10 protein-coding genes are annotated in these 13,929 nt (G+C 41.9%); 2 read left to right on the forward strand and 8 right to left on the reverse strand.

The annotated features are described in order from the left end of the window. Positions 1 to 27 precede the first annotated feature (27 nt). The 6 genes from thrC to VF06_RS34405 form a co-directional block, all read right to left on the reverse strand. A complete protein-coding gene (gene thrC / locus VF06_RS34380) occupies positions 28 to 1,119 on the reverse strand; it encodes a threonine synthase (RefSeq protein WP_099071998.1) in 1,092 nt (363 codons plus the stop codon). 1,035 nt (positions 1,120 to 2,154) lie between these two features. After that, a complete protein-coding gene (locus VF06_RS34385; RefSeq protein WP_099071997.1) occupies positions 2,155 to 3,462 on the reverse strand; it encodes a CO2 hydration protein in 1,308 nt (435 codons plus the stop codon). Between the two features lie 80 nt (positions 3,463 to 3,542). After that, on the reverse strand, positions 3,543 to 5,045 hold the full coding sequence (locus VF06_RS34390) for an NADH-quinone oxidoreductase subunit M (RefSeq protein ID WP_099071996.1): 1,503 nt from the start codon (positions 5,043 to 5,045) through the stop codon (positions 3,543 to 3,545). A gap of 147 nt (positions 5,046 to 5,192) precedes the next feature. Continuing rightward, positions 5,193 to 5,924: a carbonic anhydrase gene (locus VF06_RS34395; RefSeq protein WP_099071995.1), complete on the reverse strand. Its 732-nt coding sequence runs from the start codon at positions 5,922 to 5,924 to the stop codon at positions 5,193 to 5,195. A 195-nt stretch (positions 5,925 to 6,119) separates the two neighbouring features. After that, positions 6,120 to 7,979, reverse strand: a complete 1,860-nt coding sequence (locus VF06_RS34400) for an NAD(P)H-quinone oxidoreductase subunit F (RefSeq protein WP_099071999.1) — start codon at positions 7,977 to 7,979, stop codon at positions 6,120 to 6,122. A gap of 602 nt (positions 7,980 to 8,581) precedes the next feature. Further along, positions 8,582 to 8,767 (reverse strand): hypothetical protein, encoded by a 186-nt coding sequence (locus VF06_RS34405; protein ID WP_099071994.1) that lies wholly within the window; start codon positions 8,765 to 8,767, stop codon positions 8,582 to 8,584. Positions 8,768 to 9,094: 327 nt separating this feature from the next. Between VF06_RS34405 and VF06_RS34410 the strand changes: the two genes are divergently transcribed. Then, entirely contained in the window at positions 9,095 to 9,868 is a 774-nt protein-coding gene (locus tag VF06_RS34410) for an ABC transporter permease (RefSeq protein ID WP_099071993.1), read from the forward strand. A 164-nt stretch (positions 9,869 to 10,032) separates the two neighbouring features. On the opposite strand, the gene VF06_RS34415 is transcribed toward VF06_RS34410, so the two are convergent. Next, positions 10,033 to 11,622 (reverse strand): alkaline phosphatase D family protein, encoded by a 1,590-nt coding sequence (locus tag VF06_RS34415; RefSeq protein WP_099071992.1) that lies wholly within the window; start codon positions 11,620 to 11,622, stop codon positions 10,033 to 10,035. Between the two features lie 353 nt (positions 11,623 to 11,975). After that, positions 11,976 to 12,521, reverse strand: coding sequence for a PEP-CTERM sorting domain-containing protein (locus VF06_RS34420; protein ID WP_099071991.1), 546 nt, complete (start codon positions 12,519 to 12,521; stop codon positions 11,976 to 11,978). A gap of 649 nt (positions 12,522 to 13,170) precedes the next feature. Between VF06_RS34420 and VF06_RS34425 the strand changes: the two genes are divergently transcribed. Beyond that, a complete protein-coding gene (locus tag VF06_RS34425) occupies positions 13,171 to 13,908 on the forward strand; it encodes a DUF928 domain-containing protein (protein WP_099071990.1) in 738 nt (245 codons plus the stop codon). The last annotated feature ends 21 nt before the right edge of the window (positions 13,909 to 13,929 follow it).

The raw sequence follows: 13,929 nt of genomic DNA on the forward strand, positions 1-13,929 counted from the left end.
CATGCCCCATGCCCCATGCCCCATGCCCTAAAATCCCATTGCTTCGGCGACTGCTTTTAGTTCTGCTGGGATGCCTTGTTTAAATTGACTTTGATTGTGTTTAATGGCTGTATCTGGGTCTTTTAAACCGTTGCCTGTGAGGACACAAACCACTGTCGCCCCTGTGGGAATTTGGTCTTTTACTTGTAATAAGCCAGCTACGGAAGCCGCACTAGCAGGTTCGCAGAAGATACCCTCTGATGCTGCTAAAAGTCGATAAGCGTCCAAAATTTCGGCGTCGGTGACTGCACGGAAACTTCCCTGACTGGCAGATTGGGCGGCTATGGCCAATTCCCAACTAGCAGGGTTACCAATGCGAATTGCTGTGGCTATGGTTTCGGGATTTGCCACTGGCTGACCGTGTACTAAAGGTGCTGCACCTGCGGCTTGGAATCCCATCATCTTCGGTAGGCGATCGCACTTTCCGGCTTGATGATATTGACAAAAACCCATCCAATATGCTGATATATTTCCCGCATTTCCCACGGGGATACATAGCCAGTCTGGGGCATCACCCAACACATCGACGATTTCAAAGGCTGCTGTTTTTTGTCCTTCCAAGCGATAGGGATTCACCGAATTCACTAAAGTGATGGGATAGTTTTCGGCCATATCGCGGACAATTTCTAAAGCTTGGTCAAAATTACCTTTTATTGCCAATACTTCTGCCCCATAAACTAAAGCTTGGGCTAACTTACCTAATGCCACATAGCCATCGGGAATCAGCACAAAAGCACTCATTCCTCCACGTTTTGCATAGGCGGCGGCGGCGGCTGAGGTATTACCGGTGCTGGCACAAATGACTGCTTTTGCCCCTGCTTCCTTGGCTTTCGTTATTGCCATAGTCATCCCTCGGTCTTTGAAACTGCCGGTGGGATTGAGACCATCGTATTTGACAAACACACGTACTTGTCTGCCAATGCGTTGTGCGATCGCCGGCACTGGTATGAGGGGTGTGTTTCCCTCCAACAAAGTTACAACCGGCGTTGTTTCACTTACAGGCAAGTATTCGCGATAGGCTTCTATCAGTCCAGGCCAAGGTTGGCGATAAGATTTAGCAGCAGACAGGCTCAAAGTCACGGGATTTAAAGTTTCTTAAGTTAGGGGTTAGGGAGTAGGGAGTGGGAAGATGGGGAGAGGGGGGAGACAAGGCAGAGGAGGGAGACAAGACAGAGTGGGAGAAAATTTTTCCTTGTCCCCCTTGTCTTTCTTGTCTCCCTTGTCCCCTTCCCATGCCCTTTGCCCCATGTCCCAATCCCTAGTCCATGAATTGTTAAGAGAATATTATTCAGAATATTATTTTTTGGGCTGCAAGGTGTTTGACTTACGATTTTTATTTTATCAAACAGAATTCAGGAGTCAGTCGTCAGAATTCAGTTAGGTATTCTGTATGACTAGCGGATGAATAATCGGCGTTTTTGCACCCCCACCAAATTGAAAATTTGGTGGTCTTTAATCAGTCGCGGGTCTGAATCCCCGACTGATAGCGCAGCTAAGCCGTGTCCGCGTACCCCTCCGGGGAAGCAAGCTACGCGTAGCGTCTCGTAGAGAGCGTCTTTATTCTGACTCCTGAATTCTGACTTCTGAATTCTTCTTCAATGAGAATGTTAGTTTATCATAACGAATCGGTAATTGGGCATAGGGAATTGGGCATACAAAAGGTACTACGGTGTACACACAAGTATAGGCCGCAAGAGTTTCAACTCTTTAGTTCCTGATAAATCCCCAAATTTTGGACAACTTGAAACTAGACCTCTTGCATAAATAATTTTTTGTCGGGCTACGCCCCGCTTTTCTACGAGACGCTCCGCGTAGCTTGCTTCCCCGGAGGGGTACGCTAACAGGCAAAAAAAAAGGACTTTTGCAAGAAGTCTACTCTATTTATCCCCCTCAGGACTTACGCAAGTGTCACAAAAAATCATTTTTTTTTGCTTGTAGTAAGGACTTCAGTCCTTATTAGAGGACTAAAGTCCTTACTACAAACTTAAAATAATATGCCAGTTGCGTAAGTCCTACCCCTAATTTTAGAGCTAGGGGGATGAAACTAAGTTTCAAGTTAGGATTTCTCGACTTGTATGTACACCGTAGCTTTTTAAGGGGAGTTGGGGGTATCTCTTATCGATAATCTTGCCTTTGAATACTCCCCAAACGTGCAGCATTACGAATGTTATATTCAGAACGAGTAAAGCGATTTAGCTGCATTTCAAAGAAGTCTCGATTGGCTTGTAAATGTTTGGGATTGGGGTCATCTAATGGATATAAAAGTGCAGTTCTTAAGGCTTGAATTACCGCAGAAGTCACACAATACATTGACCGTTGAAAACTAATTCCCAATTGAATCAACATATCATCTTCACCCCGGCAATGTTGTTTATAATAATCAACAAGATAGGGTGGTAAAAAATGCAACATATCTTGCATTAATAATGTGGGGGGAATACCAGCAGTACCGACTGGAAAGACATCAGCGTAAAGAATGCCATAGTGAAAGTCTTTTTGGTCTTCTGGTACTTGACGTGCTTGGGCATTGTAAGATCTTGTTCCCCTAAAAGGTGCGGTGCGGTAGAAAACAGCTTCTACATAAGGTAGTGCTGCTTCATATAGCCACATGAAACCTTTAGATTTGGGAATAATTTCGTAGCATTCTCCACGAATATAAACGTGATGGTAAATTGGACGACCAGCGATGGCAAATATACCATTAACTAAAAAGTTCATCGCTTCTGGGACGCTGCTGATGGTGCCTTCGTCATAGCGGTCGGACATTTCAAAAAATACCGGTGCCATCACTTCCCAGAACAAACCCAAGTTAGCGTAGTATGACATTTGGCGGCATTGTTCCAAAAACATATCGGGGAACAGTTTGTAAAGCCCCAACATCACTGGGTTGCCTTGGAAGTAAGCTTTAATTGCCCTATCGGCGTTGGCTTTGTATTCGTCGGAATCTAGGTAAGGGTCAAATTGCCCGCCCATACCTCTGTGCCACAACATTGCCCGCATACAAGCTTCGGCAAATTCCATGTTAATGCGATCGTGCAACAAATGATGCAATAACTTGGGCATTTTGAAAGTTTCACCTTTCTCCATAAATGCCAAAAGTTCTGGGTGGGCTGTGGCTTCGCCGCGCCAAATTCGTAAATCGGCATCATCGCCAGCATAGTGATTATGTCGGTCTAAATACTCTTTGGGCAAGAAGTATTTCAAGAAAGGCAAAGGATCTAAAAATACGTTTTCTGCGATATAAAGTAAGTCACGCCAATAAAAATCCATTGGCACAGCATAAGCTTTGTATAACCCGATAATTTGCATCAAATTTTCTGGGGTATCGGGTAACATTGCACCGCCACCTTCTAGGCGATGAATGACTTCCGCAAATTCATGTGTGGAAGGAGGTAATTTAGTAACTGTTTTAATTGCTGTCATGTGATTGTTGACTGTTGACTGTTGACTATTAGTAGTTAATGAATTTGACTCCTGAATTTTGAATTCACCAATTCTGAATTCTATTTATACTCCAGTGGGACTTGAGAGACGGTGGTTTTTTCTATGGGGGGAATTGCAGCTACCATTGTTGTGGTTGTGGACTCACTCCAACGCACTAGCCAAGTAGGTTGTATTCCTAAAAAGATGATGAAAGCTGCCAAAATTAACGCTGGGACTTTTTCAGGCCAAAGGACTTTGGGATAGTACGCCAAGTTATCAAGTCTACCAAAACAGGTGCGGTTGAGAAGAATAACAAAATAAACTGCGGTTAAGCCACTGGCCACTACACACAAAATTGTGGAGAGAGGAAAGACAGAAAAGCTGCCTTGAAAGACGATAAATTCAGCCACAAATCCTGTTAAACCGGGAATACCTGCGCTAGCCATGCCGCTTAAAACGAGTAAGGCACTGATTAAAGGTAAACCACGGATGGGACTCATTAAACCATTGAGTTTATCTAACTCGCGGGTACCGACTTTGGCTTCCACGACTCCCACCAAATGAAAGAGAATTGCCAAAATGATGCCGTGGCTGAACATTTGGGCCACTGCACCAACTAGTGCTAGGGGAGTGCTGGCGGCACCAGCTAGTAATACGTAACCCATGTGACCAATGGAACTGTATGCTACCATGCGCTTGATATCTTTTTGAGCGATCGCAATTACCGCCCCATAGATAGCGCTGATTGCTCCCCAAATTGCCAAGGTCGGTGCAATAATACTCCAAGCTTGGGGAAACATACCCAACCCAAATCTTAATAGTCCATAGGTTCCTAGCTTTGCCAACACGCCGCCTAAAAGAATGGCAATTGGCGCTGAAGCTTCAACGTAAGCATCCGGTAACCAAGTATGGAAGGGAACCAAAGGAATTTTGATGCCAAAACCCAATACTATTCCTATTAGTAAAGTGATTTGCATTGTCACTGAGAGATTCTCTGGAGAAAATGCATCAAAAGCAAAATTGGTAGAACCACTCAACCACACCATACCTAAGAATGTTGCCAGAATTAATGCTCCCGAAATAGCCGTATAAATCAGGAACTTAATTCCAGCATAAGCCCGTTTTTCTCCTCCCCAAATAGATATTAGTAAGTAGAAAGGAATTAATTCGAGTTCGTAAAATAAGAAGAATAACAGTAAATTTTCTGCCAGAAAAGCTCCTGCAACTCCTCCACTTACTAATAAAATCATCGAGTAGAACAACCGGGGACGTTCAGTGTCTTGATTGCTGCTGTAAATAGCAATCCAGGTGAGCAAGCTATTTAACACCAACATTAAAATAGAAAGCCCATCAACACCTAATTGATAACTCAAACCGAGATTTTCATTCCAGGGTAAATACTCTTGGAATTGCATTGCTGGATTGTTGATATCAAATTTCAACAAAATAGCAATATTCCATGCAAAAACTATTCCCGAAAAGTATAGTGCTGCTAACCGAATGCGATTACTAGGTATATTTGCAGGTAATATTGCTATCAAAACAGCCGATATAATTGGTAGCCAAATTAAAACACTTAACATGATAATTTTTTCCTTTGTTCTCTTTTACAAAGTTCTGTTACCAGAAAACCTTGTTTCAGACCTTGTTTTTATCAGTTGTCCATTGCCATGTGTCTTTTATCTGTTATTCAATTAATGAATAATGACCAATGACAATGGATGAAAAAACTAACCAATCACGGTGACTTTACCAGTATCTAAATCGTAGTAACCACCAACAATTTTGAGTTTTCCTGCATCGATTAACTCAGATAACACTGACGATGATTTTAATGTTTCAACTTGTACTAAAATATTGGCTTTACAAGCATTTTCTAATTTATCGCCTGGTTGATTTTTAGACCTTTCTACACCTAGTCGAATCACTTCAATCAAACTCCCAATTCTTCCTGGCACTTTAGCGCCTTTGATTGTGGCATCTACAGCACCACATCTTTCATGTCCCACAACCATGATGACCTTTGAACCTAGCACTAAGCTGCCAAATTCTAGGCTACCAATTTCTTCTGATGTCGCAATGTTCCCAGCTATGCGGCAAACAAATAAATCTCCTAATCCTTGGTCAAAAATAATTTCAGAAGGAACTCGTGAATCTGCACAACCTAAAATCGAAGCAAAGGGTTTTTGACCTTTAGCAATTTCCGCTAAACGTGAATAATTTTGGTGGGGATTTTTACGTTTACTTTTAACAAACCTATCATTGCCATCTAGTAATTCTTGCAGTGCTTGTTCGGGAGTTATGTCTTCTTTGTCTACTGGGGATTCTTGTGCTAAAGTTTTTTCGGGTTCAACCACGTTGGAGGCAATTCCAGCTGTTAATACACCTGTACCGATGGCACCTGCACCATATTTCAGTAAATTTCTACGAGAAACATTAGTCAAGGGATGTTGTGCGCTCATGGAATTCTCCTCACAATGTTAAAGTCAGGTTATAAAAAATGGGCATTGGGCATTGGGCAATAGATTTTGATCGCAAATGATTTGGGATTGTTATAGCCAAATCAAGATTGCTGAATTCTGTTAGCGGTAGCGGGAAGTTTAGCCCATTCTGAATTCTGAATTCTGAATTCTGAATTCTAAATTCTAAATTCTTCTTCAAAAAATCAACTCTAAAAACTGTACTCCCCAAAATGGCCAACTTACCCACATTCCTAAAACACCTACTCCTAAAAGAACAGTGAAGGCATAAAACTGGGTTTGACCAGAAGTACTGTACTTGAGACTTTCGCCACCCAAAAGAGAGAATAAACCAACAAGATTCACGATGCCATCGACTACAAAACGGTCAATCATATCGGCAAATTGAGAGATTTGGGCAACAGTGAAAATAATTGTCATCCGATAGATATTGGGTGTGTAAAAATCGTATGCGATTAAGTCTTGTAAACCTTTCCAAGGCAAACGAATTGGTTTGGGAATATTGCTGAAGTAAATCACACCAGTGATAGTGCAACCAAAAATACTCGACCAATTTAAAAGTAGGGCGACATCTTTATTTAGGTTTGCCCAATCTGGTAAAAGTGATAAGCTTTGCAACACAAAAGGCAGATTGAGACTAAAGCCAAGTAAAATCATCATCGGCAGCATCATCGGCCAGTGAACTTCGGGCGATCGCTGAGCCATTTGTTGAGCTTTACCGCCAAAAACTAAAGCAAATTCTCTGGTTAAACTCACAGCGGTTAAAGCATTTACCGCAATGATGATTCCCACTAACCAAGGTCGAGTTTCCCACAACCCATCAGCTAATTCCATCAGCGCCCAAAAGCTACCTAATGGTGGAAAACCAATTAATCCCAAACTACCCACAATAAAAGCGATTCCAGAAATTGGGCGACGCTTCCACAATCCACCAAGTTGGGTTACATCTTGGGTGATGCTATTCCAGATAATTCCGCCAGTACTCATCACCAATAGTGCTGCGGATACGGCATTGGCCAGGACTAATAATAGCGCTGCTTCGTCTTGTTGCACTCCCACAGCAATGAACACTAAACCCATGTATGCGCTGACAGAATAAGATTGACAGCGTTTAAGATCGATTTGAGCAATGGCAATTAACGAAGCACCAAGCGCCGTCACAGCACCAACCCCCACCATTGCTGAGGAAACTATTGGTGACAAACTTAACACTGGTTGGAGTTTAATCAACACCCATGCACCACTAGCAACTACTACCGAGTTACGCAAAATCGTGCTGGGAACAGGGCCTTCCATCGCCTCATCCAACCACAGATGCAAAGGGAACTGGGCACATTTACCCATTGGCCCGGCAATTAAGGCTAAACCCACCAATCCAATGACTGTAGGGTTAACATCGGCTGTGGCCGCCCACTCGGCTAATTCTGTGTAATTCCAAGTTCCGGCTAAAGGCCATAACCCCAACACACCCATTAGCAAGAACAAGTCTCCTACCCGTTTGGTTAAGAAAGCATCTCTAGCACCTGTAACCACTAGAGGCTGACTAAACCATAAGCCTACTAATAGGTAAGTTCCCAGCGTCAGGATTTCCAAAATTACATAGCTGAAGAACAAGTTATTACACAAAGCAAGGGCGCAAAGTCCGGCTTCAAATAAGCCCAACAAAGAATAGAAGCGTCCCCAACCCCAATCCATTTCCATGTAGCCGATGGCATAAATCTGTGCCAGCAAATTCAACCCAGTGACTGCGACTAAAGCACCGACACTAATGGGGGAAATTTCCAAAGCAATGGTTAAATCCAAACCAGCCGTAGATAACCAAGGAATGAATATCTCTTGGGGGGGATAATTCCAAGTTGCTTGTAAGGCAGTGGTACTATGTACAAATGCCAAAAGCGTCATTATCAAGTTGACATAACCCGCCGGCCTTGGCCCTGTTTTGCGAATGATCCCCGGCGACCAAGGTATAGCCAACAACCCACCTACTAAGGCGTAGAACGGAACTAGCCAAACAGTCTCCAATAGAAACTGAGCCATCAATAAACCTCTATAGATTTCATCAGAATTTTGCAGTTTTAAATCAACTTGCGTTGATCCCTGTAAACTCAAGATTCGCAATTAACGCGAATTTATATTTATTTAATTTTGTTAAAAACAGCTTACCGTTATCTGAGTCAAAATGGAATTACCTTATTTAATAAATCTAAGATAATTGTGGTAACTAAATCTTATACATAGAGTATGTATATACGTGTCAATATTCATTGTTGGGACGAGGCAGGAGGCAGGAACTAGAAGTCAGGAGGGAAGAGGGTTTGAATTTTATAATTTTTCTTAACATAGTTTGATTTTTCCACGCCGTTTTACTTATTGGAGGCACTAATAATAACTATTGTTATTTATCTATAGATCCAGTGTGGTATTCATCAATGGTCATCATTAGTTTTATCAATAGACATTAACTAAGGACACACAGCTTGCTGTGCGTCCCGATTTAAACGAGAACTGCTACAAATGAGACGCGGTGCTTAGAGAAACCCTTCGGGGTAGGGAATAGGTAACAGGCGACAGCGATAAAAAACTTGAGTTGTGGGTTTAAGAGTTTCCTCTAACCTTTTTAAAGGTCAACACAGTTGAGCCTACACTTTGGCAATTTTGTCAATCTGCCAAACATGAGAAATAATCATAGGGGCTTGCTCAAATTGGCTAACGGGTGCGGGTTTCATGTCCCGGTAGTCTAACAGTTGTACAAGGATGAGGTAAGCGATCGCTAAAATAACAGAAATCGCACCTGTAATTATGGCAACTAGTTTTGAACGACTCATGATAAATTCCTATAATACAACTTATTGTGCTTAACTTAAATATCCACATTCCCAAGATTAGTCTGTTAACGGCAACAAATCAATTTAGCCTTGTTTATAGTTAAGTTGCGATCGCAGATAGTAATTTAGGCTGGAGATGGGGAGATGGGGAGATGGGGAGATGGGGAGATGGGGAGATCGGGAGGACAAGGGGAGAAGTCTGAGCGCCGACAGCCAGCGATCGGAACTTCAAAGAGACAATAAGAAGAATAAATCCTGATTTTCCAGTCAACAGTCAACAGTCAACACCCCCAATCCCCAATCCCCAATGTCCCAATCCCTGAAAATATGAAGTATTGGCGTGAAACCATAGCTGTAACTGCGCGTATTTTAATTGAACTGTTACGCCGCAAACGCAGTTTAATTTTTTGGAGTATTTTCCCAGTTTCAGTTTTAATTCTCAGCGGATTTATATTAGCAGAACGAGCAAAATTACCAATTAATGTTGCTTTTGAATATACTGCGCCTTCGACTTTGGCAGGTGCAGCACTATTTTTTAGTTGCTTGGGTGGTAGTGTTGCCACTGTGGTTGCAGAAAGAGAACAAAAAACCCTCAAGCGTCTGTTTATTTCTCCTTTGAGTGGTACATCCTATTTTTTAGGCATTTTTCTAGCTCATAGCTGCATTGGCATTGGGCAAACACTATTGGTTTATACTGTTGCAAGCTTTTGGGGTGCGACTTTCAAAGGTTCGCTGCTCTTAGGATTGACTGTTATTTTAATGTGTATTGTTGCTTATGTTGGCTTGGGTTTTATTTTGGGAACACAATTAGCACGTCGAATCGAAGATGTAAATTCTCTGGTGGCAGCTTTTGGGGTTCCTTTATTAATATTAGGCGGAGCTTTTTTACCTAGTTCGTTGTTTCCGCAAACATTGATTAATATTGCCAAATTTAACCCGATTTATCACATGAATGAAGCTCTCGTGGCAGTATCAGCAAAAGGTGACGAACTCAATCAAATTGGATCGCACTTTTGGTTTTTAGTAGTATTTGCTGTAATGATGGTTTTAGGTGGGTGGTTATCTTATCGGCGAATGTTAATAGTTGAAAGAAGATTGTGATTTAATATGATATCATTTGCCCTTGCATTACTTATTAAACCCGAAAAACCCCAAAGAGACGTAGCATTGCTACGTCTCTACATCGGGTGGAATAACGAAAAATCCTTCAATGAGGCGTGTCACCCCTGATTCGCCAGCTGTATCATGACTTTTCAAACATTTTCTTAGGCTGGTTGGATTTCTGGACGGCCGTCTTCAACTACAAATGAAGCTCGTTTACTAATGGTTCCAGATGGGGTTGTGACGTTTGACATCACTAAATAATCTGTCTTCCAAGTTGTGGGAGTGAGGGCGCAGCGAACATATCCGCGTTGATTGTTGAAGAATTTAATGTGTGGGTTATCTGGTAAGTAAGCTTCAACTGCGGGGGTGGTGTCTGAGCCATCTCCGCCAGAACTAATTGAAGAACAAACAAATTCACTGCCAAGTGTGGCGGATGCTGGATTATCAAAGTTAGCTTTCAAATTCATCGCCCAGTGGGAATGCACATCCCCTGCGAGGGAGACTGGATTAGAGGGCTGGTTTTGTTGAAGAAAAGCCATCAAGCGATCGCGGGAAGCTACATAACCATCCCATTTATCCATGCTGTAGGTTCCGCCGGGCCCTGGTGTCATGTCTCGCTGAGCAATTGGTACTTGCTGCGCTAAAACGTTCCACTTGGTTTGTGAGCTACTTAGACCATCAAACAACCAATCCTCCTGTGCTTTACCGGTAATGGTTGCATTCAAATCTAAATTCTCTGGGCAACGTTCTTTGGTTCCATCACCACAAGGCTGATCGGTGCGATATTGGCGGGTGTCTAAAACATGGAAGGTTGCTAAGTTACCAAAGGCCAGCCGACGGTAAAGTTGCATGTCAGGGCCCACAGGACGCGAGAAGGGACGCAGGGGCATGTGTTCGTAATAAGCCTGATAAGCAATAGCCCGCCGTTGCAGAAAGATTAAAGGGTCTCGATCTGGCTCTGTATCGATTTCCGAGATATTGTTGGCGTAGTTATTTTCTACCTCGTGGTCATCCCAAGTGACAATCCAGGGAAATGCTGCATGGGCGGCTTGCAGATTGATATCAGTTTTATAAAGGGCGTGACGATTGCGGTAATCTTCTAAGGTAAAAATTTCTGGACTATTGTGTTGTCTGGGAGCAGTGTTTGAAATTCCCCCTTCATAGATGTAATCACCGACATGCACTACTAAATCGAGGTCGTCTTGTGCCAGATATTTGTAGGCGGTATAGAATCCCTGCTGATAATTTTGGCAGGAGACTAAGCCAAAGTTAAATTTACTTAAGTAGCTATTTGCTAGAGGTGCTGTACGAGTGCGACCGATGGGGCTAGAGTCTTGTCCCACAAGGAAACGATACCAATACCAAGTATCAGATTGCAATCCTTCTACCACAACTCGCACTGAATGACCTAGTTGGGGAGTTGCCAGTACCGTACCTCTAGAGACAATTCGCCTCATTTGAGAATCACTAGCCACTTCCCAGCGAATTGGTACATTTACTGGTGGCATTCCACCACCATTTAAAGGTTCGGGAGCCAAACGAGTCCAAATTACAACACTGGTGGGATAAGGTTCGCCGGACGCTACCCCCAAAGTGAAAGGATAATTAGAAAATCTCGTTTTGCCGATCGCTGTTTGCTGAGAAAATTGGTTAGCGATGGCAAAACCACTCAACGCTCCTGCCCCGATAATTAAACTGCGTCGTTTGATTCCACTGTGCAAGAACTTTTCAAGATTATGAAAATCTACCATTTTTTACTCCTGGTTAATTGCTAAATGGCAATGGGCAATAGCAAAAAATACAGATGCCTCAATAAATTGTTAACTGTTGACTGTCAACAATAGACTTCTTGCAGAAGTCGGGAAAAGGGGAAGGGCGAAAGGTTTGGTATTTTCCCTTTCCCCGGTTGGTGAGCTTGTCGAACCATTAACCCCTTCGGGGTGACGCTCCTTCGTCGCTAACGCTGACGCTAACGCCAGTCGCTCATGGGGGAAACCCCCAAGACCGCGCTGGCTCACCTTTTCCCTTTGACCACAAAAGTGCAAAAAGCACTTTTTTTTGCAAGAGGTCTCATAATTGCCTATTCTCTTTTGCCAAACAAAGATTAAGCTTTAACTTTTTTGATGGAAATTAGCTTTTTCTTTGTCATCAAGCCAAGGCTACAAACCAATAAAGTGCCAGCTAAAGTTGCAGGTTCAGGTACTCTTGTATAAGAAACTTTTCCTGAAATTAGTTCGACATTAGCGTCAGTAGGGGAAAAAATTGTAAAATCCTCACCAATAATTTCGTAGCGCAGAGGATTGGCAGGATTATTTTTGTCATCAAATGTATAGTCTAAAGCTAAAGATGTTTGTCCTGCTGAAAATAAAGTTGCATATACAAGGGGAAAGTCTGGATAATTGATATCATCTTGTTCAGTGTAAACTGTAGAATCGCCATCAAATTGGAAAGAAAGTGATTTGGCGATCGCTATGGAATTGTTGTCACTCAAAGTTGCATCATCAAAGCTAAAAAAACCATTCCCCTTGGCGGTGGGGCTATCAACGTTGAAAGCATAATTAATAATTGCAGCAGATACAGATTTTGCATTCAGAGTTGCAAAACTCATAGTCAAGCTAGCAGCAAGCAGTAATTGTGGAATCAATTTCATCTTTTGCTTTCCTCACGATAAATTTCTGCAAGTAATACGCACTAGGAACTACAGCAGAATTTAAAATTAAACATTGGTCATTTGTCATTAGTTATCAAAATAGAATTCAGGAGTCAGAATTCAGAATTCAGTATGAATTGGAGTCCGCCTTCGCGTAGCGTCTCTTAGAGAGCGTCTTGATTCTGAATCCTATTAGCGGTAGCGGGGCGTTTAGCCCATTGTGACTTCTGAATTCTTCTTCAATAGTCATTTTTGTTTTTAAGGACAAAACAAACAAGTTTTTAAATCCTTCAAACAAGGACATACTAAAAGCAAAAGTTTAAGCGAAGTTTAATTAGCGGTAAAAATCGCAAAAATTTTATTTTTATAATTCCCAAAATGCTCAAATTATAGACATTTTTTTAAATCTTTCAAGTTGACTTTTACTGATATAATCTCAGTTGGAAAATGTGCTTCATGAATTTACATCAAACTACATACTGAAGAGCTTGGAATTTCAGTAGATGAAGCTTCGTTCCATTGAGAATTTGTAGTTACTTGTAGTTGAATGTGAAATCTCACCCTGCTTTTGGGAATACTTGATTTTAGTCAACTGATTGTTGGCAATTTAAGCTATCCAATCTAGAACCAAGGCATTTTGAGATAAATTATGAAATTGATTAAGTCATTTCAATATTTTCTAGTCTTTTCTTTACCTTTATATTTGAATTTCGCTCATACTTTTACACTACAAGCGCAAGCTCAGTTATACCAATCAAACAAAACCTGGCAAATTAGTCAAACATTTAAGCCGCCAAAACGGGGAGCGCCTCCCGTAAGTAGTGGTGGTTCAACTCGTAGCGGCTCTTGTTTAACAGACAAAAAAGTGATAACTCCCTTAATTCCTCCAAATAAATTAGGATTAACACTTGGTCAACATCCAACATTTTTCTGGCACGTACCCGAATCTTCAGTCAAAACAGCCAAGTTTTTGCTTTTTGCTGATGATGACCAGACATTATTTTATGAAACATCTTTGACACTTCCAGATAAATCTGGAATTGTTAGCTTTACACTTCCCCAAACTGCCCCAGCATTAACAGTAGGTAAAACTTATCACTGGTATCTAACAATTGTTTGCAATACTGAAGACTCCAGCGACAATCCCATTGTGGACGGTTGGGTAGAACGAATTAAACCCGAATTAGCGCTATCTCAAGCCTTAGCAAAAGCAAATTTGCGGACATTACCAACCATTTATGCAGAAGCCGGAATTTGGCATGAAGCCTTAACTTCCCTAGTGCAACTACGCCGCACAGAGCCAAATAATTTAAAAGTGAGGATAGACTGGAGACAATTTTTCAAATCAGTTAATTTAAGTGCGATCGCTTCCAGTCCGTTAATTTAAATGTGGGGGATTGGGAGTGTT

The sequence above is a fragment of the Nostoc linckia z4 genome (genome assembly GCF_002608075.1).
Classification (GTDB): Bacteria; Cyanobacteriota; Cyanobacteriia; order Cyanobacteriales; family Nostocaceae; genus Nostoc; species Nostoc linckia.

Bases quoted from the DNA above. Each gene is read 5' to 3' on its own strand.
- VF06_RS34405 (WP_099071994.1), bottom strand. From the start codon at position 8,767: ATGAGTCGTTCAAAACTAGTTGCCATAATTACAGGTGCGATTTCTGTT.
- VF06_RS34415 (WP_099071992.1), bottom strand. From the start codon at position 11,622: ATGGTAGATTTTCATAATCTTGAAAAGTTCTTGCACAGTGGAATCAAA.
- VF06_RS34390 (WP_099071996.1), bottom strand. From the start codon at position 5,045: ATGTTAAGTGTTTTAATTTGGCTACCAATTATATCGGCTGTTTTGATA.
- VF06_RS34410 (WP_099071993.1), top strand. From the start codon at position 9,095: ATGAAGTATTGGCGTGAAACCATAGCTGTAACTGCGCGTATTTTAATT.
- VF06_RS34385 (WP_099071997.1), bottom strand. From the start codon at position 3,462: ATGACAGCAATTAAAACAGTTACTAAATTACCTCCTTCCACACATGAA.
- VF06_RS34395 (WP_099071995.1), bottom strand. From the start codon at position 5,924: ATGAGCGCACAACATCCCTTGACTAATGTTTCTCGTAGAAATTTACTG.
- VF06_RS34400 (WP_099071999.1), bottom strand. From the start codon at position 7,979: ATGGCTCAGTTTCTATTGGAGACTGTTTGGCTAGTTCCGTTCTACGCC.
- VF06_RS34420 (WP_099071991.1), bottom strand. From the start codon at position 12,521: ATGAAATTGATTCCACAATTACTGCTTGCTGCTAGCTTGACTATGAGT.
- VF06_RS34425 (WP_099071990.1), top strand. From the start codon at position 13,171: ATGAAATTGATTAAGTCATTTCAATATTTTCTAGTCTTTTCTTTACCT.